We start from the raw sequence: 23,591 nt of genomic DNA on the forward strand, positions 1-23,591 counted from the left end.
GCCTGAAGAAGTAGCATGTTAATATTTTCACGTGACAAACTAACATGTCAGTATACCTAAATAGCATGTTAGCATGTTAACTCATTTATCCTACTTCAGGAGGTTTTTTTGTGGATGTGGCTAATGTTGTAATCGGTTTCATTATGGTCTTATCTTTTTTTGGATTGGTGTGGTATTGCGTCAAGGGGTATAACCTCATGGTTGGCTTCTTCGTCATGTCGGTGCTGTGGACCTCGATTGCCCTGATCGGAAATAGCATTCATCCTACCTCCGTGATGGAGGGCAAAACCTTCATTGACGTCCTGACCAACGTGTTCCAGACGGGGCCTGAGAATTACGGGAAGGCGATACTGGTTAATATTTTCTTCGGCGCCTTCTTCGGCAGAGTCCTGATCGACACCGGGATTGCCGCTACACTGATCCGTAAGGTCGTAGAGCTTGGAGGAGACAAACCAAGAATTACCATGTCCCTGCTGTGTATCGTTACCGCTGTAATCTTCACCTCCATGACCGGTATCGGTCCGGTCATCTCCATTGCTGTCATCGTGCTGCCGATCATGCTGTCACTCGGGATTCCTTCACCGATTGCCTTGTTCTCCTTCATGGGCTCGATCATGGCGGGGATCTTCGGGAACATCGTGAACTTTAAGCAATATCAGGCGATATTTGCAACAGCCAACGAAAGCTATGCCAGCTACGACTATAATACATATTTCAAATTCGGCATGATTGCGATGGCAGTATCTCTGATCGTAGTGCTGGTGGTCTCTAATGTGATGATGAACCGGAAGCTCTCCCGGGCCTGGGCGGCCACACCGGATAGCGGAGCTACTGTTGATGCACCTGCCATCTCCTGGATCTCGATCATTCTGCCGGTAGTGGGTGTGGTAGTGCTCAAGGTGCCGATTATTTTCGGCTTTATCTTCGCAGCCCTGTTCGCCCTGCTGACCTGCGGCAAGCTGAAGGGTGGTTTTGCAAGCGTTTGCAGAATGCTGTCGAAGCAGTTCGCAGACGGAGCGATCGATGTGGCGCCGATGATCGGGTTCTTGCTCACGCTGTCGATGTTCAACAATGCGGCCACCTATGCTTCCCCTTATTTCAAAACCCTGCTTGACGGCGCAATGCCCCAGACCGCGCTGCTCTTGTGTATTGTATTCGCCATCCTGACACCGCTCGGCTTCTTCCGCGGCCCGATGAACCTCGTCGGTTCGGGTTCGGCCATCCTGGCCGTCGTGGTGGCAACCGCTGCCTGGCCGGTCCAATTCCTCTATCCGCTGTTCGCCATTACTACCGTTGCACCGCAGCATTTGGACGTTACACAGTCCTGGGTGGCCTGGGGCTTCGGCTATACGAAGGTTCCGGCCAAGGAATACATGAAGATGTCGATTCCTACCGGCTGGATCATCGGGATTATCCTCTGCGCGATCGTATTCTTCATGTACGGAAATTTGGTGTAGTCTACTATTAAGGAAGAGAAACGGAGAAATCATATGAGTACAATGGTTAGAATGGGAATCGATGTGGGGGGAACCCATACCAAGGCAGTGGCGATTGACAATGCGACCCATGAGATTATCGGGAAATCATCGGTCAAGACGACGCATGATCATGCCACAGGCGTAGCCGCAGGTGTGGTGAAATGCTTCATGAATTGCCTGGAGGAGAACAATATCCGTCCTGAGGATGTGGTGTTCGTGGCCCACAGTACCACGCAGGCTACGAATGCGCTGATCGAGGGCGATATTGCCCAGGTGGGCATCATCGGCCTGGCGAAGGGCGGTCTGGAAGGCTGGCTCGCCAAGCGGCAGACCCGGCTTCAGAATATCGATCTGGGCAACGGCAAGGAGATCAAGATCTACAATAGCTTCCTGAATGTTAAAAAAATGTCCGAAGCCTCCGTGCTTTCGGTCATCGATGATTTGAAGCAGCAGGGGGCACAGGTGATTGTGCCTTCGATGGCTTTTGGCGTAGATAACGGGCGGCCCGAGGAACTGGTCTATATCGAAGCGGAGAAAAAAGGCATGCCGACCACCATGGCCTCCGACATCACAAAATTATACGGGCTGACCCGGAGAACCCGGACGGCTGCGATTAATGCAAGTATTCTGCCGAAGATGCTGGATACCGCCAATTCCACAGAGAAGTCGGTGCGGGAGGCCGGGGTTCATGTTCCCCTGATGATTATGAGAGGCGACGGCGGCGTTATGGAGATCAGTGAGATGAAGAAGCGGCCTGTGCTGACGATGCTGTCGGGCCCGGCGGCCTCAGTCATGGGCTCATTGATGTATCTTAGAGCGTCTAACGGGGTGTATTTCGAGGTCGGCGGTACGACAACCAATATCGGTGTGATCAAAAACGGCCGTCCGGCCATCGACTATTCCATCGTCGGCGGTCATCCGACCTATGTCAATTCCCTGGATGTACGGGTGCTCGGCGTAGCCGGCGGGTCCATGATCCGGGCGAACAAGAGCGGAGTGGTCGATGTCGGACCCAGATCGGCGCATATCGGCGGACTGGATTATTCCGTATTCACCGATCCGGATAAGATCAAGGGAGCTCAGGTCGAATTCTTTTCTCCAAAGCCGGGTGATCCTGCTGATTATGTGGCGGTCCGGCTGGAAAACGGGGAACGGGTGACGATCACGAACTCCTGTGCGGCGAATGTGCTGGGACTGGTGAAGCCGGAGCATTTCTCCTACGGGAATGTGGAAGCGGCCAGAAGAGCGATGCAGGCATTGGCGGATTACTGCGGAATGACGGTAGAGGATATTGCCAAGCAGATCATGGAGAAGGCGTATGCGAAGATCGAGCCGATCATCCTGGCGCTGGCCGAGAAATACAAGCTGGAGAAGGATCAGATCTCCCTGGTAGGTGTTGGCGGCGGAGCGGCTTCGCTGATTGTCTATTTTTCCGAGAAAATGGGCCTGAAGTACAGCATCCCCGAGAATGCAGAGGTTATCTCTTCGATAGGGGTTGCTCTGTCGATGGTCCGGGACGTTGTAGAGCGGATTATTCCGTCTCCGTCGAAGGAAGTGATTGCTGCCCTCAAGATGGAAGCCATGAACAAGGCCATCCAGAGCGGGGCTACACCGGAGAGCATCGAGATTCATATCGATATTGATCCGCAGACCTCCAAGGTGACAGCTATCGCGACCGGTTCTACTGAAGTGAAGACGACCGAGCTGTTGAAGGAATGTGATGAGGAAGAGCTGCGGGAGCTGGCTGCCCAGGATATGCGTATCCCGCTTGAACGGACCAAGCTGCTGGAGAAGACCCGGTATGTCAGTATTTTCGGCGAAAGGATGGATAAAGCCGGTGAAGCCGGTCCGGTCCGCATCCTGGACACCAAGGGCTTCATCAAAGTGCAGAGGGGCCGGGCAATGGCGCTTAAGACCACTGCGGGTGATTACCTGAGCGCGGTTAAGCAGCTGTGGGAGGCAATGGCTGTGTATCAGACGGAGCTGATTGCAAGACCTGACTTTTACCTGTGCATCGGTGCCCGTGTCATGGACTTTACCGCATCGGACTTCGAACAACTGGAGCTGCTGATGGATATTGAGGTATCCACCTTCGAGCCGGACACGGAGATCGTTGTCGTGGCGGCTAATATCAAGCAGAGCTAAGAACCGCGCGGAAGAACGTGTAGACAGGGGGACGTATGCAAGTGCAGACGAAGCTGGGAGAGCTGCTGTATCCATTGCTGGAGGTTGACCATGAGGCTTGGGGAATGTATGCCTTCTCGAGAGACATTCTGAACCGGCGGATTTCGCCGGAGACGAAGCGGGAAATGCTGAAGCAGGCCAGAGCCTGCGGCATAGAATATGCACAGCGGATGATGCTTGAATATGGGACCCGTGATGTCAGGGTGCTTGCTGAACGTATGAACCTGAAGCTGGAATTCAAGGATGCGCTCATGACCGGCAAGCGTGTGCTATTCGCCTCCTATACCCCGCCGGACCGGATCGAAATCATGGAAGAACCCTTGCGCAGAGCGGCGGAGCAGGTGCGGGAGGCGGGTCCTGGTCTGGTTGAACTTTTTCCGCAAGCTGGTATAATGAATACTATCCTTGGCCACGAAATTTATCATTTTGTAGAAGATCGGTTTGCACAGGAAATATACACCCGGACCGAGCGCGTTCTGCTATGGAAGCTGCTGGGCCTGAAGAATTATTCTACAATACGCACCTTAAGTGAAGTTGGAGCCATGGCTTTTACACAGGAGCTGAACAGACTGCGGTACCCGCCGTTTATTCTGGATGTCCTGTTGTATTACAGCTACGACTCAGCCAGTGCGGAGACAATAACCCGTGATGTACTAGGAGTGAGTTCAGGGAAGGTGTAGGGAAGCCGTTGAAGATTATGAATAACAGTAATTCACTGAATGATGTAACTTACAATAGAATAAAAGAAGACATCATGAATATGACGCTCGAGCCGGGAATGGATGTCAGTGTGCAGAAGCTGTCTGAACGCTATGGCGTCAGCCGGACGCCGGTACGGGAAGCAGTGGTCCGCCTTCAACAGTCAGGACTGGTGGAAATATATCCTCAGCGCAAAACTGTAGTCTCTAAGATTGATCTGCAACGGGTCCGTGAGGAGTGGTTCATCCGCACCTCGCTTGAATCTGCGGTGATCGATGAGTTCATCCGCAAGTGCAGCGAGCTGGTAGCCGATACGATGCAGGAACTGATTAATAAGCAGAAGAAGTACATGGACAAGAAGTATTTCAGAGAATTCTATATTAAGGACAACCGGTTCCATCAGCTGATCTTTCAGACGGCCGGGGAGGAGTTATCCTGGTTCACCATCGAAGAGGTAGCATCCCATTACAATCGTATCCGTCTGCTCTACGGGAAGATGGAGGGGGTGCAGCCGTCCGATATCGATAAGCATGTGAAGATGGTGGCGGCGACCCGCAAGCGGGATGTGGAAGGGATGCGCAAGGTCGTGATGGAGCATTCCAATACACTGCTGGACCGGGTCCAGAGCATGTCGAAGCAGTACCCGCAATTCTTCTGATCATACACGCTGTAAAGATTCAAGGCGTATACCGAAAGCCTCTCTCTATGGAGGAGGACTTCCGGTATACGCCTTTTGTTGTGATATAAGAAATGATATCACTCCTATTGCTGCTTGAGCCGCCGGTAATATAGCCACGTTCTGCCCGCGAACGAACCGAAGAGCAGAATGGACAGGAACATAATTGAAGTGTTCCACGCCTGGGATGCGGTGATCCCGTCCCGCAGCATGCTATCAATGAAGGCCGACAGATTAAGGCTGTAGAGCAGGATCATGGGCAGGAACAGCAGGGTATAGCTGATGGCGATTTTACGTGCCTGCTTCAGGCGGTGGACCGGATCACTATAGATTTCCTGCTGCTCCGCAGCGTTCTGCTCCTCCCGGCTCCAGAGGGTCCATTTCTGCAGAGAGAAGGGAGAGCTGTAGAGCCTCGTCCAACCAGCCTCCTGGTGCAGCTCGAAATACCCTTCATCGGCAATGACCTGATAGTCGGCGTGATAGGTCATGCGGCGCGGACGGCCCTTGCTGAAATGGAACAGCGTTCCTCCGAAGCCTACTTTATAGAGATTCCATCCGTGCTTCTCTTTGTCCTCCAGCCATTGCTCCAGCCGGTCAGGGGCGTACATCCAGCCGGGCTTCATCCGCGCCATCGTAGTGCCGGCAGGCTTCTGCGGTCCGGGAGGCTTCTTCAGGTCCTGATGGTTTAGCAGAAATACCTTACTGGCAGCCCGGAGCTTCACTATAGAGTAAATTGCAAGAACAAGCAGGGCCAGGGCTCCCGCTGCTGCGGCCCAGGTAACGGCCCACAGCGGACTTGGCTGAATGCGGACTGGAGTATCCTGATTGAAGGTGAGCCCTAGTACAAGCAGTGGAATAAGGGCAATGAGCAGCAAATACACCAGGATTCCCATGAAAAGATAGGAGATGATACGGTTTCGCCTCAGGACATCCTTACGTGAAGGATAGGCGCTAATCTGTGACAGCAGCCGGTCATTCTCGTACAGACTCCATTTTCCACGCTGCAGCCGCTTGCTCCATCCCTCTGCGGCAAGATAAGGAGACATGGATGAATGCTTGGCCGAATGATAAGCCAGCTGATAAGTTAGCCGGATAGGCTCAGCCTGCCGGAAGGTAAAGCGCCGCAGCAGTAAGCTCCATTCTTCCACACGCCATCCCTTGCCGGCCATATCGGCCAACCAGGCTTCTGTCCCCGGCAGATCATAGCTCCAAAAGGGCCGAAATACAGTTCTCATTGAAATTCCTCCTCACTGGTGACGGCGTTGCGGTGAAGTTCCTTTAACCTGCCGATTTCAGCGCGCATGACTTCCTTCCCCAGCTCAGACACCTCGTACACCGTCTTTCTCTCTTCATCGGCAAATACGGTAATCAGTCCATCCTTGTTCATTTTGGTCAAGGTTCCATATACCGTACCGGAGCCCAGCCGGAGCCGTCCTTCCGACAATTCCTCCACATGCTTAATAATTCCATATCCATGGCGCGGCTTGGTTAAGGACAATAGAATATAGAAGGCCGTCTCTGTCATGGGTACGTACTTTTTTAGAACCTTTTGCGCTGCGGACACCGCGTTCACCTGCTTCGTCAATTCGTTGTGCCAAGTCATGGCTAAGAAAATATGTCATGCTGTGACTATGTCATAGAGTGACTATATCACGATGCGACATATAATTCAACTCTAGGGAGATGATCAGAGGTAAGCAGGACTAACCTAGGGGAAGAATTAGGGGCTGGCACAATGGCTGCCAGAGCTCAGGTACAAGCTGGGGCTGTAAACAGTAGACCGTCTGTAAATATTGGCTGAGCGGAGCCAGCTTGTTCTCAACCAGCACCTCCTTGATCTCGGACGGCTTGACGGGGATAGCTTGTCCGGTGGAGGACATGAATTCGGCTAGGGGAAGCAGCATAGCGCAGCTCTTGCGGTATGACATGCGGTGCGGGAACCTGGGGGAGCTGCCGGAATCGTATTTAGACAGCCTGATGCGGGCGTAGTGACCCGCCAGGACGCTGCGGGCATCGAGCTTCAGCACAGCGAAGACCTCGCCCGGCTCTCTGCGCGAATACATTGCAGCCATTGCGAGGCAATCGCGCCAGGTCGCCCACAGGAACACATGGCGGTCCAGGCAGCGGCGGAACTCTTCCGCCGTTGTCCCCGGAGCCATCGCCTCAGGCGTAATGCGCAGATGGGCATTCAGCGTCGCGGCTTGCCCTGTATAGCTTACCCGGCGCGCCGCAGTCCGCCGCTCTCCGGCTGCATGGGCGGGGCTCAGCACCGCAGAGGAATAAATGGCGTCAAGGGCAGCCATGGCTGGCAGATTCACTGCCCGGGTGAAATGATAGAAGGAGGTGCGGAGCGGGCTTTTGGTCATGGCATCAATCAGGGAGGGGTTCATGGGAGCTTCTGTCCTTTGAAGGAGCTGAAGGGCATGCTCTTCACCTTACGGTTCAGCAGCACGGCATTGATCTCGCCTCCGGCCAGGATGATAAAAGAGCTGATATACAGCCAGATTAGCAGCACGGTTACGCCCCCGAGACTGCCGTAGGTTTTGGAGAAATCACTGAATTGATTGACGTATACGGAGAACAGAATCGAGGTCGTAATCCAGCCGATGGTGGTGAACAACGCCCCAGGCATTACCTCCCGCAGCGCCAGTCTCCGGCTGGGAGCGATCCAGTACAGCAGGGTGAAGACGATGAACATTACGAACAACGGAATCGCATATTGCAGCAGATCCCAGAGCTTTTGGAATCCATAGGGGAGATCAACCAGCAGAAAGACCTGCGTCTTAAGCCAGCTGCCAAGGACCAATAGCAGCATGCTGAGCAGTACGACGAACCCGATTGTCAAGGTAGCGAGCAGGGCGATCCCCCGGATTTTCCAGAACACTCTGCTCTCGTCAATCTCGTATGCACGGTTAAGCCCCTTAATGATGGCATTGATCCCTTTGGAGGCGGCCCACAGCGTAGCCAGCATCCCGAAGGACAGCAGCGTCTGGCTGCGTCCTGCGGAAACATCCTGCAGAATCTCTTCTATAATAGAGATGGCTTCGGCGGGCATGATCTGCTCCAACTGCTCTATATTTTTCTCCAGGGAGATATTCGCATACCCGATCAGGGTCATGATGAAGATGAGGAAAGGAAACAGAGACAGGATTAAATAATAGGTCAGCTGCGCAGCGATGCCCTGGACATCATCGTCATTAATTTTCACCCATAGCTGCTTGATGAACTTGAAAGTGCCTCTTCTACTGCCGGAAGTGCTGTTCATAGGACCCTCCTTCATGAATTCCCGGATAGGCTGAGATGGTAGCCAAATCGTTCCATATATATGTATACCCCGGTGAAATACCCTTTAGTCCGTCGGGGTAGTTTTTATTGTAACATACCGGGATTAGTTGGATTTTGGCAATTCACTTGTATTATACTGGAAAACTCTTAGAATAGTAGGAAAGATAGCAGTATAGACTGACTGGGCCAAACCTTCTCTGGAGTCGGGCCATCCCATAACAGAACAAAACAGGTTCAGTCTATCTTGCTACACCCAAGGTATAAGGAGAGTGTATATGAAGCTGCTGCTTGAGGAGTATGAGGGAATTAGGCGTTGGATGGTTCGGAATGCCCGTCCGCTGGACCTGGCGCGGTGGAGATTTCACTTTGAGGGCGGCGGAGCTGCACCGGTGCTGGAAGCGCTATCCGCCTATCAGAATGAGGATGGGGGCTTTGGCCATGCCCTGGAAGCGGACGCGTGGAATCCGAATTCCACGCCCATCCAGACCGCTACGGCGGTGGAGAGGCTGTTGGAGCTGGAATTCACAGAGGCCGGGCATCCGCTGGTGCAGGGAATTCTGAAATACCTGGACAGCGGCGCGGATATGGATGGCCGCACATGGAGGAATGTCGTAGCTTCCAATAACGATTATCCTCATGCCCCCTGGTGGCATACAAGTTCAGACAGTACTTCCCACAGTATGTATAACCCGACAGCTATTCTGGCCGGATTCATTCTGAAGGCTGCTCCGCGGGATAGCGGGCTGTATGCCACCGGACTGGAGATTGCCCGTGAGCTGACAGAGCTTTTCCTGCGTGACCCTAATATTGAGATGCACCCGCTGAAATGTGTGGACACGCTGCTGCATGGCATCACCTTGGCGGGGCTACAGGAGCACTTCCCCTATGTGGAGCTGCAAGAAGCCTTCAAAGTACAGAGCGCACGCCTGATCAGCCGCGATGAGGGGAATTGGAACGGGTATGGATGCCGTCCGTCAGCGTTCATTCATTCGCCGCATAGTCCCGGATACGCTGAACTGGGCGGACTGCTGCACCGGGAGCTGGACTATCTGCTGGAGACCCGAAATACCGCAGGTGTCTGGGAGCTGACCTGGAGCTGGGAAGGATATGAACGCGAGTATGCTATTAGTGAGAACTGGTGGAAGGGGCATATCGTGATTGAGAATTTGCGGCTGCTGCGGGAATTCGGACGAATGGCGGAGCTGCTATGAACAGAACTGGAATACCGTCTGGCATAAAATAAAACGAATGAAGCGGTCAAGCCACAGCTCCCGGTACGGAGGGCTGTGGCTTGACCGCGTCGCGTGCCAATTGCAGCCTTATCACTGGCAGCAGCTATTAGGCGCCCCCGGATTGAAGGAATTCCTGCTCGTAAATGGCCCGGACATCCTTCAGGATACGGCTGCTATGCTCTGTGAATTTCAGCGGTTTGACCTGATTCTTAATCAGGAAGACACCGGACTTGCCGCTGTGTTCACCCAGAGCTGCCTGATACAGCAGGCCTGCGCCATGGGTAGGCTCGGGGAAGAACAGCCGTGTAATGGGTTTTAACCATAACGGGATACCGGATTTTTTGCCGCTGCGAAGGGTGTTGTTGCCTCCGGGATCGGCGCTGCGGATCAGGATGCCCTCCGCCGCAAGCGCCGGGGCCGCCGCTTCCGTCCACAAGGACAAGGCACGCTTGGTGTCGGCATAAGGGCCGGTCAGCATCTGAAATTTGGCCGGGTGCTCCAGAGAATCCGGATCGAAGCTGCGCTTCATCATAAACGCATTGGAGGACGTGTTCACGACCGTGCGGAGATTGCCTTTTTTCAAGAGGGGCTTCAGCTCCATCATAATGATATACGGAACCACCGTCTGCAGCTCATAATGCAGCTCACGCCCTTGCTTGGACAAGAATAATTCGGGGAAGCTGCCCCCGGCGTTGTTGAACAGAATGTCAATGTGCGCTTCGTGATGGTTAATCTCCTGCAGGACATTCCGTAATTGCCCGAAATCGCTTAAATCTGCCTTATAGATTCGAAGTTGTCTGCTGCTGAGTGCCTGCTGGGTAAGCGGGTCATCTTCTGCAAAAGCAGAGCGGATCAGCGCAATGACCTCCCAGCCTTCATTCAGAAGTCTATGGGTCAGGGCCAGCCCGATACCGTGATTGGCTCCAGTAATCAGCGCGGTGCGCGGGGGATGTGATGATTTCATAGTGGTTGCTCCTCTACATGGAAAGTGGTGAATGGTGCTCATTGTATAACTTGGAGCCGAATCCAAGTCAAGCGATAAAATGTGTCATTGACTTGGAGCTGACTCCAAGTTGTAGAATGGAGGGGAGGATTGAGAACAATCAAAGGGAGTGATTCTATGAGTGTGGCGGAAGCGGATCTCCAGCAGGGATATTCGATTAAGGAAACGGCGGAGCGGACGGGCATGTCTGAGGATACGATAAGGTATTATGAGAAGATTGGGCTGCTGCCCCGGGCGAAGCGCAAGGGAAACAGCCACCGCATCTATAGCGAATCAGACCTGAACCGGATGCTGCTGATTACATGTCTCAAAAAAACAGGGATGTCGCTGGACGACATGCGTCCTTATCTGCACTTGTCTATGGATGCAGACCTGTCTCAGTATCCTGAGCTCCACACGATGATTCGGAATCACCGGCAGAAGATTATCGAGCAGATCGCATCGCTGCAGCAAATTGTTGACTTCATAGATGTCAAAATCGACCAGGGGAGCCTGGGCCCGCAGGCCTGTGAGCTGACCGGGGACCGCAAGCAGATGCCAAGAGGACGTAAAGTCAAGACTACAGTGTGAGGATCGATGAAGTGGTGGAATACAGGCGGAGCCTATAGCGGCTGAGCTGGACCGGAGCTCTGCAAGAAGCTTAAACGAGCGTAGAACCGCCATCCACGACAATAATTTGACCGGTAGAATAGTTCTCCCGCATTAGGTATAAAAATGCTTCGGCACCATCCTCCGGTTCACCGATTCTCCCCACTGGAAGTGATTCCCCGACATTATTGTACATTATGCTCCGGTGCTTCTCAGGAACCTCGTTCCAAAACTCGGTACGCATAATGCCGAAGCTAACGGTGTTGACGCGAAGCGGGCTCAACTCGACGGCCAACGCTCTGGTGAGGGACTCAACAGCTCCACATATACTGGCTGCAACAGTAACTCCTTTCTGCGGACGAGCTCCGGCGATACCGGAAGTCAGCGTGAGCGAACCGCCTCGCCGGATGTTCTGACTGCCGTATTTGGCAGCCATGAACGCTCCCCAGTATCGCAAGTTGAATAATTGCTGTGCAGTCCCGATGTCGGTGATATCCAGATTTTCGATCATCATTGGGTCGCCGGCAGTAAACACCAAGTGATCGAATTCGCCGATATTACTAAAAAATGTTCTAACCTGTTCCTCATTCGTCAAATCTACCGCACACCCTTTGGTGCCTTCGGGCAAACGCGAAACGGCCCGGTCAACATTTTCTTTTTTACTGGACACGACGACTAGGTTCGCCCCTTCCCGGGCGGCGGCTTCGGCGGTCGCAAATCCGATTCCTGAGGTTCCTCCAAGAATAACAACACGTTTGTCTTTGAAACGATGCCCATATTCGTTCTCTATTGTTTGCACAAGAAAAATCTCCTTTGTATTCGATATTTGAATTTAAGAACGGGTGATAACACGATTATAATCAGTTATAGAACCGGTACACAGGTGTGCGTTTATACTACTGCTCCGGATACTATTGGCACGATTACTAGTATAAAAAGTATCACCAATAGAGAGGAGGTAACCTGTTCATGAATGATGAGAGAAGACGTAAAGAATTGGCTGATTTCCTCCGTTCACGACGCTCGCGTGTCTCTCCGGTAGAGATGGGGCTGCAGGTGGAACAGTCACGCCGCCGCACGAAAGGCTTGCGGCGGGAAGAAGTGTCAAGCTTATCGGGCATTTCTTTGCCATGGTATACAGCACTGGAGCAGGGCCGGGACATTCATGTGTCGGAGCAGGTTCTGGAAAGTCTGGTGAGGACATTGCGTCTTAACAGCGGCGAACGCAACCATCTTCTTTTATTGGCCAATCCTTCACCGCTTCTGCAGTCAAACTCGGATGATGCCGTTCCTCCTTCCCTGCAGAAGATACTGGACAGGATGGGAACCTATCCAGCGTACATTATGGATCGACGCTGGAATGTTATCGCAATGAACCAAATAACAGATACGTTGTGTAGAGACTTCAGCCGAGACCCGGAGCTCGGAAAAAATATTCTTTGGCGTGTTTTTGCAGTGGAGGAGAGCAAGCTTCGCATTGCGAATTGGGAGAAGGTTGCCTCGATGATGGTGGCCCATTTCAGAAGCCGGTTTGCCTTTTACATGAACGATTCGTGGTATCAGGAGCTGGCCGAGAAGTTAATGGACAGGAGCGAAGAATTCAGGACGTTATGGGAACGGCATGATGTCTCCGATTCTTTCGAGGGTGAACAAATCATCCGTCTTCCTGAAACTGAACTGCTGACGTTCCAATACCATACTTTTAAAATTTCTGAGAGCAGCGATTATGCAATGAGGGTATTCACGCCCGTATCCGAAGAAAATAAAGTGCAGGTGCTGGAGGACATGCTTGAAGCTGACCGCCGGGGAGCCGGATGGCTTATCCAGCCCAATGGCGGGTGAAAGCGGCTCTCCCTGCCATTGTTAATTTTTGCGTAACCACTTTCGTACATATTTCACCTTCGGGAGCCAAACAATGAGAACAATTGTTGAATCACGAAGGAGGTTCTATAGATGAAGAGACGCAATTCCAGAAGGAAGCATATCCTTGTGTATCTGCTGGCTGCGGTTATGGTAATGCTCACTGCGCTTGTTCCTCCAGCTCCGCATATGGTGTCTGCTGCTCCGGCAGGCAAGGCCGCTTCCCCACCTGCACCTGCGGCCCACAGCGGTTCCGTCACCCGGCAGGAAGCGGAGCAGAAGCAGCAGCCCCGCGTCGCTGTTATTATTGATGACTTCGGCAATGACATGCGCGGGACGGAAGAGATGTTCAAGCTACCGGTCAAAATTACCGTGGCGGTGATGCCGTTCATGCGCTCCAGTGAGCAGGATGCTCGGCGCGCGCATGAGCTTGGCTTCGATGTGCTGGTCCATCTGCCGATGGAGCCGCGCCAGGGCAAGCCGGAATGGCTGGGGCCGGGGGCCGTGCTGACCAGCATGAATGATGCCGAGGTCCGCCAGCGGGTGGAGGCTGCGCTCGATAATGTGCCTTACGCGATCGGCATCAACAATCATATGGGCTCCAAGGTGACGGGAGATGAACGGGTCATGGGTATCGTGCTTGCGGTCTGCAAGGAGCGCGGGCTATTCTTCGTAGACAGCCATACCAACTACCGTTCAGTTGCGGGGCGGATGGCCCGTGAGCTGGGAATGCCGCCGGTGGAGAATCATATTTTCCTGGATGATGTGCATTCGGCAAGCCATGTAATCAAGCAGATGAAGCTTGTGCAGGAGCGGGCCTTGAGCCAAAAGTTCTGCGTTACCATCGGTCATGTCGGCATCCAGGGTAAAGAGACCGCCGCGGGCATCCGCAGCGGCATTGCCGGAATGAAGGACAAGGTGCAATTCGTCGGTATCTCCGATCTGGTCCGCGACGAATGGAAGTGGAATGCCCGGCTTACACTTCCATAAGGTAAGCAGCGATCCCGTTCGCAATGGCTTCGGCGATTTCTTCCTGTCCCTTCGGTGTACAGAGCTTCTCGCGGTCAGCCGGACTGCTGACAAATCCCGCCTCAACGATCACCGTTGTGGCGGTTATTTTGTTGAGCAGATAGAAGGGTTTGCCCCGGACAGGATCATTCTTCATCCCGTAGAGCCTGTTGAGCTGATCCTGTATGGTCCGGGCCAGCAGGAAGCTGCGTCCTTCCTGGCGGTACAGGACGAGCGGACCATGCTTGGACGGGGATTTCGCCCAGTTAATGTGGATGCTGACCACAACATTGGCCGGAAGCGTCTCTGCCAGCTCCTTGCGCTGGGCCAGATCGCGCAGATGCCGGGATCTGTTCCTCAGCCACAGATTCTCATCGCTGGGCGCATAATCGCCGGTCCGGTTCAGGATCGTATCGAAGCCGTCCGCACGCAGCAGGAGGAAGAGACGGCGTGAGATGGCGAGGGTAATGTCCTTCTCCAGAATGCTGCCGTAGGAAGTTCCGCCGTCAATTCCTCCATGCCCGGCATCGATCAGAATGATCCGCTGGTCATGGCCGAGCATATGCTGGCGGTGTTTGGGCTGCTCTGCCTGCGGATTAGTGCGTGAAGCAGCCGCGTGGATCACAGCGGGGTTGCCTGCTGTAAGCATGAGCAGAACGCTTGCTGCGGCTATGATCTTTTGCAGCCGGTACCGGGATCTCGGCGGGGCCTGCTCTTTTAAATGATGGGAATGTGTAGCGGTATGGGACTCCAATGCTTCTGATTGTCTCAAGTGAATAACCTCCCTGCCGGAATAATCAACAGCTACTTGAACTTAACGACGGTTTATACAGGTGTAGTCTTGTTAGATTGTGCCTTAACGGCCCAACCTATGCGAAGCTTCGGATTCCGGTTTAGAGATCGGAGGATTGGAGCACACTATAGGTATAAGATCAAGGGGCGGGAACCCGCCAAGCACTCACCTGGGAGGTGTATGAGATGGCATCCGGCGGAGATGATCTGGTGAAGTATATTACGGAGAAGGTAGTCGTCTACATTGAGAACCCTCGGGCTGTCCATGCCAGACGGAAGGCAGAGAAGCAGCCATGGGCGGAAAAATGGTTCGGCACGCTGCCGCTCGCCTGGTCCGTGTGGCGCAGCAAATGGAGCCGGAACGGAGATAGTAAGGAGTAGCGCTTCAGCCGGTAAGCGGGCGCTGTGTGGGCATGAGGTGTATAAATGCACCTCATTCTGTCCTTTTGCCCGATTTCCACTAATTCAGGGGGTACAAGTGCACCTGAGTTCGCAGAAGTCGGGCGTTGAGTGTGAATCAGGTGTATAAGCAAACAGCCTTCCCAAGTGGCGCCGTACAGACGGTGCCCGGGAAGGCTGTTTCAGTATGGAGCAGGAATTCTGCCAGTGTCAGTCTACCGGCTTGAACCGGGCAGAACAGCCGAGCCCAGCGAGGTTCCTCCGGGCAGCGGTACCGGCAGCTTGTGGAAGGTTCCGGCCTTCTGTAGGGCATTAAGCGGGAGGTAGCGGATGCCACCGGGACCGGCAGCAGCATAGACTACTGCGGCTTCTGTGCTTCCCTGGTCCCGGGAAGCGCCGGGCTTCAGCCAGCTCTGGCTGCCTGTAATCATGAATGGCGCGCCCAGCGTGTCGTTGTGCCCCGAAGACTGGAAGGCGAGACTGCCCCGCTCCTGCAGCAGAGCGCTAAGGCTTGCTCCATTCAGCGTCTTCAGACTGGGTGCGGTCAGCCACAGCAGATCGGCATAAGGGTCATCCTCTCCGCCGCTCCGCAGAGCGGGCAGGGCAGTTCGAGCTTGCCCAGGGCTGGAGGACAGCATAGCTGAGGCTTCCGGTGCAGCATTAAGAATAGGCTCAGCCTGGCCCTGACTCCAGGGTAGGGTCTCCAGGACGGCAGCATTCAGATACAGCGTGCTGTTCTTGGTAGTGATTTTCCAGACAGGCAGCATTGGAGCATAGAGCGCCGTAACCCCGATAGCACCTGAAGAATTAGAGGGTATCAGTCCTTGCTGCACCAGATACTGGCGCAGTTCAGTCATACTATAAGGGAGTCCATCGGTTCCGGCTCCGTATTCGCTAAGCAGATATCCGCCCTGATCCGCAGCGGAGATAATGAGATAGCCGATCCGCTGGCCGCTGCTCATCACATTGACCAGCCAGCTGCGCGTTCCCGGACCAAGAGGGTAGACCTCCGTTACGGCATTCTTCCATTCCTTAAAAGGAGCATCCGCAGAGAGCTGATTCATCGTCTGCCGGGTGAAGGCCTGCAGCGTTTCCGGCGCCGGAATCGGCTTCATTTCAAGTCCCGGAAGAACCTCCTGCGTGACAGCCTGCGTCACGGTCGTCCGGCTGGCTTGTGATGCTAGCGCCTGAGGAGAGGAGGCACTGGCAGCCAGCAGAGTCAGTCCAAGAATCAGACAGAGGAGCAGGCGGCCACGCCGCCGGAATGAACCCTTCTGCCTTATAGAGATGTTCATAGTATAGGTCACCTTTCCTGTACCCAAGGATATTCGCAGAGCACGCTGTCCCGGCCGCCTTGCCGCAAGCCCGGGCTTGCTTCCGCTTCTTACTGTCCATTCTAGGGGACAAGCCCTGAAAAGGCTGTTGCTTGCTGTCGCGCCGGGCGGCGGGAGTTTCGCTGTTTTTTTGCCTGCTTTTAGCGGACCAGGTCGCATTCTATGTGCTGCGCAGATGAAACAATCCGTACGTTACGGCAGAAACTGCAATCTGCGGCTCATACTGCCACGAGGTCTCCTGACGGCGGCGGTTGTACTGCTCCTGGATGGCGAGCCGCTTCTCTTCTTCCGGTTCTTTCAGCAGCTCCGCGTAGTAGATGTCCACGATACTAAGCTCCAGCTCCAGCCGCTCTCGGGCTTCTTCCGCCCAGGTGTAATCCAGCAGCGCCAGCTTGGAAGTCAGATATCCCTCCAGCCGGTCGGCTCCGTCCGTAATCCCCAACTCGAACGGCTGAACATGAATGTTCTCCGGCAGCCGTGGCGTCAGCTCCTTGCCGGCCAGCCGGGCCTCGAAGTCCGGGACGATCAGCCCGGTGGTTAAAGAGACCGCGATGAAATGCAGCTCCTCGCGCTTCAGGTCACAGGTCATTTCGACCTTGTAGCAGACCGCCAGCCACGGCTCGTAGGCGGCCGAGAACAAGGTGGTCCGCTGCCTGAGGCCAGGGTCCTCGAACAGTTGGAGACACCGGCCTTCGTCCCGCGCCGCCGACCAGATCTGCCGCAGGCGCTTGCTGCCGTAGGTCACATCCTCGCGGCGGATCATCCCCGGTCCGAGGCGCGGCAGCGCCGGAACGATGCCGAAATACCGCGCGAGGATGCTGTCTTCCGGCGCAGCCGATACCCCCGGCGGCAACGCCGCTCCCTGCGCCGCGCCAAGGTCCGCGCTTGCTTCGGCATCCGCCGCCCCGGCCAGACCCGGCGGCGCTCCCGCCCCTGCCGGGCGGCTTGCCCCGCCGCGCGGGCGGGCCGCAGGCGTGGCAGCCTGCGCGGCCAGTTCATCGTACTTCTGCGGGTCGAAGACGAAGCTGAAGGACAGGGTCTCGGGATCTACGCCCGTGCGCTCCACGAAGCCCCAATAATAAGGGCGGTCCGTCAGCATCCGGTCCGCGCGCGGGGAGAGCTTCACCGTCACATGCAGGGGAGAGGATTCGAGAATGGTGCATTCGGTCGCTTCGAGATAATCCATGACCTGCTTGCGCACCTCTGTAGGAGTCAGCATCAGTTAGGCACCCCGCTATCATCCAGCTTGGCGTGGGTCAATTCACTGAGCGAATCGCCGATCGTATCCAGCCCGCTGCGCAGCTCCTCGTCGCTGCCCGCTTCGAGAACGATTTTGTACAGGCTTTTTTCAAGCGAGCCCTTCTGCTCGAAGCGCTCCAGAATGACATCCAGCCCGCCGATGACCATCTCGAACATGTTGATTTTCTCATGCAGCAGGTGGAGGATATGCTCTTCAATCGTCCCTTCGGTGGAGAGGTTATAGATGACCACATCATTCTCCTGACCGAGCCGGTGGACCCGGCCGATCCGCTGCTCGACCCGCATCGGGTTCCAAGGCAGATCGAAATTGATCATATGGTGGCAGAACTGCAGGTTGATCCCTTCGCCGCCGGCTTCAGTGGCAATCATCACCTGGGCGCGTCCGCGGAAGAGGTCCATCATCCAGTCTTTTTTGCCGCGGTTCATCCCGCCGGAATACGTCACACATTGCAGTCCATGCTCGCGGAAATACTGAAGCAGATACTCCTGCGTGGCCCGGTATTCCGTGAAGACGATCACCTTCTCGTTCATTTCACGGATTAATTCCATCGTCTTCTCCGCCTTGGTATTCGTCTTGACCGTTCGGATCGTCTGGAGCAGCCCCATCATCCGCTCGCGCTTGGGCGAATCGGCCGGCAGCTTCTTGATCAGATTCACCAGCGTAACGAACACCGCATCCCGGCTGCTGCACACCTCACGTTGAAGCGTGACCAGGGAGAGCATACTGCTGAGATTGCCGCCCGCCTCCTGATACTGTTCTTTGACAAAAGCGGTCACGCCATCATACAGCGCCTTCTCCTCTGCGGAGAGGGTGAGGGGGATATTGCGCACCTTGCGCTTGGTGAAATTCACCGGGCCTTCGCCCCGGCGGTTGCGGATCATGACCTTGGACAGCTCGCCCCGGAGCTGAACCTCATTCTTGGGCTGGCGCTTATCCACCACGAAATTGGTAGCAAAATCGCCCTGATTCCCAAGCTGGCCCGGCTTCAGCAGCGTAATCAGATTGAACAGCTCGCCAAGATCGTTCTGCACGGGGGTGGCGGTGAGCAGCAGGCAGTATTTTTTGCGGAGCTGCTGTACGAACAGATAATTGGTCGATTTCTTGTTCTTCAGCTTATGGGCTTCGTCGATAATCAGCATGTCATACTCCTGGCTCAGCAGCATTTCCTTATGAGGGTCACGCTTGGCTGTATCCATCGAGGCGACGACAATGTCATTGCCCCAGGAATAGGCTTTCTTTTGCGCTACGGCAGAGATTCCGAACTTCGTATTCAGCTCTCGTACCCATTGCAGGACAAGCGAGGCCGGCACCAGAATCAGAACCTTGCTCACCAGCCCGCGCACCAGATATTCCTTCAGCACAAGTCCCGCTTCGATGGTCTTGCCAAGTCCGACTTCATCGGCCAGAATCGCTCGTCCCGACATCTCGAACAGCACCTTGTGCGCCGTATCCAGCTGATGGGGCAGGGGAGACAGCCCGGACAGATGCTTCATACACTGCAGCTCATCGAAGCTGGTCACCAGGCCCGACTGCTCTCCCTGTACAGCAAGGCGGGATAAGCGCCAGTCGCCCCACGGCCCTCCTTTATCGAGTCTCGATTCCAGATCATGCAGCCAGTTACGCTCAAAAGATAGAGGAACAGGCAGCAGCGGCGCAGAAGTTACCTTCTCTTGGGGCAAGGAATTGCGGAATAATTGCGTCATGTTGCAGCCTCCTCCGTCGCAGTTTCATATCGAAATGCGTAACAGTAGTATGCTCGTTTCAGAGAGATTTCATAACCAGAGGGGCATGGAATTCACAGAGGAACGCTGTAATCCGCCTTGAAAGCTTTCAGTTCCGCTGCCCTGCAAAAAAGCGAGAAAGAGGGAGGAAATCAGCCGTTCTTTTCCTGTTTTTCCGTTATTCCTGCCTGGGGCTGCTTTTTCAAAAAAGACCTCTATCCACAACATGTGGTATAGTTTAAAAGTTAACGCACACCATATATTGTTACAAAAGCATGAAATTTAGCGGGTATGCGGATTTAATTCGGTTGTTTGTTATTGACAAAAGGAGCTTTCGCCGGACAAGCAGGCTGCGGCTGCCTTGCCGCCGGAAGCATGACCTATTACATCCCCGGGAGGTTTTGGTATTGAGTACAGTGGAACACAACAAGCGTCTAGAGGGTCTGAGCGAGAAAATATTCCTGGACCGTTACGCCTGGAAGGACGCAGACAGCAATAATGCCAAGGTAGGCGATGTGGTGCTAGTCCTGACCAAGGACGATCCGAAGTTCCCGACCAAGGAGGTCGGCGAGATTGTGGAGCGCACAGGCCGGATCGTTACGGTTCGAACCCGCAGCGGGGAGCTGGTGCAGTCGGATGTCGAGAAGCTGACGCTGAACATCGAGAAGACGCCGGAGGAGATGTGGGATCGTCTGGCGGCCGCGATGGCCTCAGTAGAGAAGACACCCGAGCTTCAGGAGGAGTGGACCAGCCGGTTCCGCTCCATTCTGGATGACTGGAAGCTGGTTCCAGGGGGACGGATTGCGGCTGGCGCCGGGGCAAGCGAAGAGCTTACGTTATTCAACTGCTATGTTATTCCCTCTCCAAAAGACAGCCGGGGCGGCATCATGGAGACCCTCTCCGAGATGACCGAGATTATGGCCCGCGGCGGCGGGGTTGGCATCAATCTGTCCTCGCTGCGTCCGCGCCGCGCTATTGTCCGTGGGGTGAACGGTTCCTCCAGCGGCTCTGTCTCCTGGGGTGGCCTCTTCAGCTACACTACCGGACTGATTGAACAGGGCGGCAGCCGCCGCGGTGCGCTGATGCTGATGATTAACGACTGGCACCCGGATGTGCTGGATTTCATTACCGTGAAGCAGACGATGGGCCAGGTGACGAACGCCAATCTATCGGTATGCGTGAGCAACAGCTTCATGAAGGCCGTGAAGGAGGATCTGGATTGGGAATTGGTCTTCCCCGATACGACTGACCCGGATTATGACACCCTGTGGGACGGCGATCTCGATAAATGGAAGGCCGATAACCGCCGCGTCATTCCTTACCGTACCGTCAGAGCGCGCGATATCTGGCAGACGATTATCGAATCGGCCTGGAAATCAGCGGAGCCGGGCGTTGTTTTCATGGAGTATTATAACCAGATGTCTAATAGCTGGTATTTCAATCCAATCATTTGTACCAATCCGTGCTTCCACCCGGATACCCGTATTGCAACGGAATATGGACTTTTAACCATTGAAGAGTTATATAAGAAGGTTGGAACGGAATCCTTCCTGGTGGGAACCGATTTGAGACTAGTCGAGCAGGCCAAAGTGGTCGGCGGCAGAAGCTATGAAGTTCCAGGTCTACAGATGAGACGGGCTACAGTGTTCCCGACTGGGACCAGAGAAACCTTGAAGATCTCGCTGCAAAATGGGGTTGTGCTATCCGTTACGCCTGAGCACCGCTTATTTACCGACTCCGGCTGGAAAGAGGCCCGGAACCTGAATGCAGAGGATTGTGTATATTTGCAGTCCGGTGAAGGCGGGTTTGCGGCTGAGGATCAGCTTGGTGAGGGTTGGGTCCGCGAACAGCTTGAGGGACTTGGAGTCAAGGCGGTTAGAGCCGGTGAGAAAGAGGTTCCGGCTGCACTGTATAGCGCTTCACGTGAGACCGTTGTTGCGTTCCTGCAAGGATTATTCTCGGCAGACGGAACGGTATATGACCGAGATGAGATGCACCGTTCGGTACGGCTGACTTCAGCTTCGAAGAAGCTGCTTCAAGGCGTTCAATTGCTGCTGCTTAATTTCGGAATTAACAGCTCCATCAATAGCGACGGACACAGCGGATTCTATGAGCTTATCCTAAGCGGCAACAACATCCTGGAATTCAAGAATAAGATCGGCTTCAAGCTTCTTACCAGAAAACAAGAGGCACTGGAGCGCATTGCCAGACCTTCCCGCAAAAATGAAAAGTTTATCTCCAAAGTCGTTGGTATCGAAGCAGGCGAGGTTGTGACGGTATACGATATTACTGAGCCTGTTACGCACTCCCTGATCGCTGGCGGTGTTGTGGCTCATAACTGCGGGGAACAGGGCCTGCCCGGCTGGGGCGTGTGCAACCTGTCCGCAGTCAATCTCTCCAAGTTCTACGATGCCGATAACCATGATGTGGACTGGGCAGATCTTGCGAGAACTACCCGTTATTCCGTGCGTTTCCTGGATAATGTTATCGACAAGACACCGTATCATTTCCCGGAAAATGAAGCGAACCAGAAGCTCGAACGCCGCGTAGGCCTCGGCACCATGGGACTGGCTGAGCTGATGATTAAGCTGAATATCCGCTACGGCAGCCCCGAATCGCTGGAGTTCCTGGACAAGCTCTACGGCTTCATGGCCCGCGAGGCCTATCTGGCTTCTGCGGAGATTGCCGGAGAGAAGGGCTCATTCCAGGCGTTTGACACCGACAAATATTTGCAGAGCGGCTTTATGCGGAATATTACCGAGGTGTACCCGGAGGTCGGCGAATCGATCCGTAAGCATGGCATGCGTAACGTGACTGTAATCACCCAGGCCCCTACCGGCAGCACAGGAACCATGGTCGGTACATCTACAGGCATCGAGCCGTATTTTGCCTTCAAATATTTCCGCCAGAGCCGTCTCGGCTATGACGAGCAGTTCGTGCCGATCGCTCAAGAATGGCTGGAAGCCCATCCGGGAGAGGAGCTGCCGGAATACTTCGTCACTTCGATGGACCTGTCCGCTAAGGATCATATCCGTGCTCAGGCCGCTATTCAGCGCTGGGTGGACAGCTCCATCTCCAAGACCGCGAACTGCCCGTCCGACTTCACGGTAGAAGAGACCGCCGAGCTGTACGAAATGGCCTTCGATCTGGGCTGCAAAGGCGTGACGATCTACCGTGACGGCAGCCGTGATGTGCAGGTGCTGGAAACGGCGAAGAAGGAAGACAAGAAGGAAGAGGCAGCTGAAGTTAAGTCGGTGGAGGCTAAGGAAGCAAAACAGGCAGCTCCGGCTACTGTAGTTGCAAAGCCAATGACTATGGAAGCATCGGCGGGCCTGCCAGGGGCCAGCGGAGTAGACAAACAATACAAGAAGCGTCCGCAGGTGCTGCGCGGAGCGACCTATAAGATCAACACACCGTTCGGCATGGCGTATATCACCATCAATGACCTTGATGGCATCCCGGCCGAAATCTTCCTGAACGTCGGCAAGGCTGGCTCTGACGTCTTCGCCATGGCCGAAGCCCTCGGTCGAGTTTGCTCGCTGTTCCTGCGCTATGGCGACCACGGCGAGAAGGTCGGCCTGCTGATCAAGCACCTCAAGGGCATCGGCGGATCCGGCGCCATCGGCTTCGGTGCGAATCGCGTCGAGTCTATCGCCGACGCAGTAGCCAAAGCCCTGGAGACCCATGTGCTGAACAACGCCCATGACGACCATATCCCAGCGCCCATAGCGGCTACACTGGAGCTTGATTTCAACGAGGCGCTGAGCGCTGAGCTGAAATCCACCGTTCCTCCGGTAGCAACGAACGATAGCCACGGCGGTCATGACGCGCACAGCCACGTTACTGCTTCGCGGGATCTCTGCCCTTCCTGCGGGAGTGCCTCGCTGATTAATATTGAGGGATGTAAGACCTGCGGGAATTGCGGGTATAGCCGGTGCGGGTGAGGAAATCAAAAACAGGACATCCACAATCTTAAGTGAAAAATCATTTTCTGCACAGATTTAACAGATGTAATTCTAGCCTTTAGAAATCCGTATTTTCCTTATGCAATAACAAACATTGTGAGGAGGA

At 54.6% G+C, this 23,591-nt stretch carries 20 protein-coding genes; 10 read left to right on the forward strand and 10 right to left on the reverse strand.

Annotated features, from left to right (window positions below; genetic code table 11):
- Positions 1-110 precede the first annotated feature (110 nt).
- From NSS83_RS31960 to NSS83_RS31975, 4 genes are read left to right on the forward strand one after another with little or no spacing between them, the layout of a single operon-like run.
- Entirely contained in the window at positions 111-1,457 is a 1,347-nt protein-coding gene (locus NSS83_RS31960; RefSeq protein WP_341148749.1) for a citrate transporter, read from the forward strand.
- 33 nt (positions 1,458-1,490) lie between these two features.
- Positions 1,491-3,623 (forward strand): hydantoinase/oxoprolinase family protein, encoded by a 2,133-nt coding sequence (locus NSS83_RS31965; protein WP_341347290.1) that lies wholly within the window; start codon positions 1,491-1,493, stop codon positions 3,621-3,623.
- A gap of 41 nt (positions 3,624-3,664) precedes the next feature.
- The gene (locus NSS83_RS31970; RefSeq protein WP_341186658.1) at positions 3,665-4,342 is read left to right on the forward strand and encodes a hypothetical protein; all 678 of its coding nucleotides are present in this window, start codon (positions 3,665-3,667) and stop codon (positions 4,340-4,342) included.
- Positions 4,343-4,359: 17 nt separating this feature from the next.
- Positions 4,360-5,019, forward strand: coding sequence for a GntR family transcriptional regulator (locus NSS83_RS31975; RefSeq protein ID WP_076157574.1), 660 nt, complete (start codon positions 4,360-4,362; stop codon positions 5,017-5,019).
- A gap of 104 nt (positions 5,020-5,123) precedes the next feature.
- On the opposite strand, the gene NSS83_RS31980 is transcribed toward NSS83_RS31975, so the two are convergent.
- From NSS83_RS31980 to NSS83_RS31995, 4 genes are all read right to left on the reverse strand, one after another.
- Positions 5,124-6,272, reverse strand: a complete 1,149-nt coding sequence (locus tag NSS83_RS31980; RefSeq protein WP_341347291.1) for a DUF2812 domain-containing protein — start codon at positions 6,270-6,272, stop codon at positions 5,124-5,126.
- Positions 6,269-6,562 carry a PadR family transcriptional regulator gene (locus NSS83_RS31985; protein ID WP_256706756.1) on the reverse strand — a complete coding sequence of 98 codons (294 nt, stop codon included), beginning with the start codon at positions 6,560-6,562 and terminating at the stop codon, positions 6,269-6,271. The genes NSS83_RS31980 and NSS83_RS31985 overlap by 4 nt, the downstream gene beginning before the upstream one ends.
- Positions 6,563-6,740: 178 nt before the next feature.
- Complete coding sequence (locus NSS83_RS31990) at positions 6,741-7,427, reverse strand: hypothetical protein (protein WP_341347292.1); 687 nt, start codon at positions 7,425-7,427, stop codon at positions 6,741-6,743.
- Positions 7,424-8,302, reverse strand: coding sequence for a YihY/virulence factor BrkB family protein (locus NSS83_RS31995; protein WP_341347293.1), 879 nt, complete (start codon positions 8,300-8,302; stop codon positions 7,424-7,426). The genes NSS83_RS31990 and NSS83_RS31995 overlap by 4 nt, the downstream gene beginning before the upstream one ends.
- Before the next feature lie 295 nt (positions 8,303-8,597).
- Between NSS83_RS31995 and NSS83_RS32000 the strand changes: the two genes are divergently transcribed.
- Positions 8,598-9,533 carry a hypothetical protein gene (locus tag NSS83_RS32000; protein ID WP_341347294.1) on the forward strand — a complete coding sequence of 312 codons (936 nt, stop codon included), beginning with the start codon at positions 8,598-8,600 and terminating at the stop codon, positions 9,531-9,533.
- Between the two features lie 127 nt (positions 9,534-9,660).
- Here NSS83_RS32000 and NSS83_RS32005 read toward each other — a convergent pair whose 3' ends face one another.
- Complete coding sequence (locus tag NSS83_RS32005) at positions 9,661-10,518, reverse strand: SDR family NAD(P)-dependent oxidoreductase (protein WP_341347295.1); 858 nt, start codon at positions 10,516-10,518, stop codon at positions 9,661-9,663.
- A 129-nt stretch (positions 10,519-10,647) separates the two neighbouring features.
- On the opposite strand from NSS83_RS32005, the gene NSS83_RS32010 reads away from it, so the two are divergent.
- Positions 10,648-11,127: a MerR family transcriptional regulator gene (locus NSS83_RS32010; protein ID WP_341347296.1), complete on the forward strand. Its 480-nt coding sequence runs from the start codon at positions 10,648-10,650 to the stop codon at positions 11,125-11,127.
- A 70-nt stretch (positions 11,128-11,197) separates the two neighbouring features.
- On the opposite strand, the gene NSS83_RS32015 is transcribed toward NSS83_RS32010, so the two are convergent.
- The gene (locus NSS83_RS32015; RefSeq protein WP_341347297.1) at positions 11,198-11,944 is read right to left on the reverse strand and encodes an SDR family oxidoreductase; all 747 of its coding nucleotides are present in this window, start codon (positions 11,942-11,944) and stop codon (positions 11,198-11,200) included.
- A gap of 170 nt (positions 11,945-12,114) precedes the next feature.
- On the opposite strand from NSS83_RS32015, the gene NSS83_RS32020 reads away from it, so the two are divergent.
- Both NSS83_RS32020 and NSS83_RS32025 read left to right on the forward strand, forming a co-directional pair.
- Complete coding sequence (locus NSS83_RS32020) at positions 12,115-12,987, forward strand: helix-turn-helix transcriptional regulator (protein ID WP_341347298.1); 873 nt, start codon at positions 12,115-12,117, stop codon at positions 12,985-12,987.
- Positions 12,988-13,098: 111 nt separating this feature from the next.
- Positions 13,099-13,995, forward strand: coding sequence for a divergent polysaccharide deacetylase family protein (locus tag NSS83_RS32025; RefSeq protein ID WP_341347299.1), 897 nt, complete (start codon positions 13,099-13,101; stop codon positions 13,993-13,995).
- On the opposite strand, the gene NSS83_RS32030 is transcribed toward NSS83_RS32025, so the two are convergent.
- Complete coding sequence (locus NSS83_RS32030) at positions 13,982-14,785, reverse strand: N-acetylmuramoyl-L-alanine amidase (protein WP_341186647.1); 804 nt, start codon at positions 14,783-14,785, stop codon at positions 13,982-13,984. The genes NSS83_RS32025 and NSS83_RS32030 overlap by 14 nt on opposite strands.
- A 206-nt stretch (positions 14,786-14,991) precedes the next feature.
- Between NSS83_RS32030 and NSS83_RS32035 the strand changes: the two genes are divergently transcribed.
- The gene (locus NSS83_RS32035; RefSeq protein ID WP_341186646.1) at positions 14,992-15,186 is read left to right on the forward strand and encodes a YqzE family protein; all 195 of its coding nucleotides are present in this window, start codon (positions 14,992-14,994) and stop codon (positions 15,184-15,186) included.
- 233 nt (positions 15,187-15,419) lie between these two features.
- Here NSS83_RS32035 and NSS83_RS32040 read toward each other — a convergent pair whose 3' ends face one another.
- From NSS83_RS32040 to NSS83_RS32050, 3 genes are all read right to left on the reverse strand, one after another.
- Positions 15,420-16,499 (reverse strand): hypothetical protein, encoded by a 1,080-nt coding sequence (locus NSS83_RS32040; RefSeq protein ID WP_341186645.1) that lies wholly within the window; start codon positions 16,497-16,499, stop codon positions 15,420-15,422.
- A gap of 199 nt (positions 16,500-16,698) precedes the next feature.
- A complete protein-coding gene (locus NSS83_RS32045; RefSeq protein WP_341348793.1) occupies positions 16,699-17,760 on the reverse strand; it encodes a YqhG family protein in 1,062 nt (353 codons plus the stop codon).
- Positions 17,757-19,502 (reverse strand): SNF2-related protein, encoded by a 1,746-nt coding sequence (locus tag NSS83_RS32050; RefSeq protein WP_341347300.1) that lies wholly within the window; start codon positions 19,500-19,502, stop codon positions 17,757-17,759. The genes NSS83_RS32045 and NSS83_RS32050 overlap by 4 nt, the downstream gene beginning before the upstream one ends.
- Positions 19,503-19,927: 425 nt before the next feature.
- Here NSS83_RS32050 and NSS83_RS32055 point away from each other — a divergent pair, with 425 nt between their 5' ends.
- Positions 19,928-23,464 carry an LAGLIDADG family homing endonuclease gene (locus tag NSS83_RS32055; RefSeq protein ID WP_341186643.1) on the forward strand — a complete coding sequence of 1,179 codons (3,537 nt, stop codon included), beginning with the start codon at positions 19,928-19,930 and terminating at the stop codon, positions 23,462-23,464.
- The last annotated feature ends 127 nt before the right edge of the window (positions 23,465-23,591 follow it).

The organism is Paenibacillus sp. FSL H3-0469, assembly GCF_038051945.1.
Classification (GTDB): Bacteria; Bacillota; Bacilli; order Paenibacillales; family Paenibacillaceae; genus Paenibacillus_AQ.